Source organism: Streptomyces niphimycinicus, assembly GCF_018883605.1.
In the GTDB taxonomy this organism is placed as follows: domain Bacteria; phylum Actinomycetota; class Actinomycetes; order Streptomycetales; family Streptomycetaceae; genus Streptomyces; species Streptomyces niphimycinicus.
In genome coordinates, this window is the sequence record NZ_JAHLEM010001286.1 from 1 (window position 1) to 909 (window position 909).

Consider the following 909-nt stretch of genomic DNA (forward strand, 5'->3'; position numbering starts at 1 on the left):
CGGTACGAATGCCCATCTGATCCTTGAGCAGGCCCCCGAACCGCCCGAGGCCACCACCACACCGGACACCTCGCCAGGCGGTCTCGCGGCGGGTGGTGTAGTGCCGTGGGTGGTGTCCGGACGTGGCCATGAGGCGCTACGCGGCCAAGCCGCGGCACTGACCGAACGCGTAACCGCCGACCCCGCGCTCACACCATCGGATATCGGCTGGTCGCTGATCAGCACCCGGTCCGTCTTCGACCACCGCGCCGTCATCATCGGCCAACACCGCCACGAACTCCTCGCCGGACTCAACGCCCTGACCACCGGCAACACCCACCCCGCCCTCATCGAACCCCACACCACCACAACCACCGGAAGCCTCGGCCCAGTCCTGGTCTTCCCCGGCCAAGGCTCACAGTGGCTCGGCATGGGCGCCGGACTCCTCGACACCTCACCCCCCTTCGCCACCCGCATCACCGAATGCCAACAAGCCCTCGCCCCCCACGTCCACTGGTCTTTGACCGAGGTCCTGCGGGGAGGCGTCGACGCCGCCGACCTCGCCCGCGTCGACGTCATCCAACCCGTCCTATGGGCCGTCATGGTCTCCCTCGCCGCCGTATGGGACCACCACGGCGTCACCCCCGCCGCCGTCGTCGGCCACAGCCAAGGCGAAATCGCCGCCGCCTGCGTCGCCGGAGCACTCTCCCTCGACGAAGGCGCCCGCATCGTCGCCCTCCGCGCCCACGCCCTCCGCCACCTCACCGGCCACGGCGCCATGGCCTCCCTCACCCTCAACCACCACCACGCCAAAGAACTCCTCACCGACCTCGGCGAACCAGCCCGCCAAGTAGGCATCGCCGCCGTCAACGGCCCCGGATCCGTCGTCGTATCCGGGCCACCCGAACAGGTCGCCCACGCCGTGACCGC

General features: G+C 70.2%; 1 protein-coding gene. It reads left to right on the plus strand.

Going from position 1 to position 909, the window contains the following annotated elements; genetic code table 11:
• Nucleotides 1-909 (plus strand): acyltransferase domain-containing protein (locus KN815_RS49380; protein WP_216348239.1); only part of this gene is annotated, 909 nt, incomplete at both ends.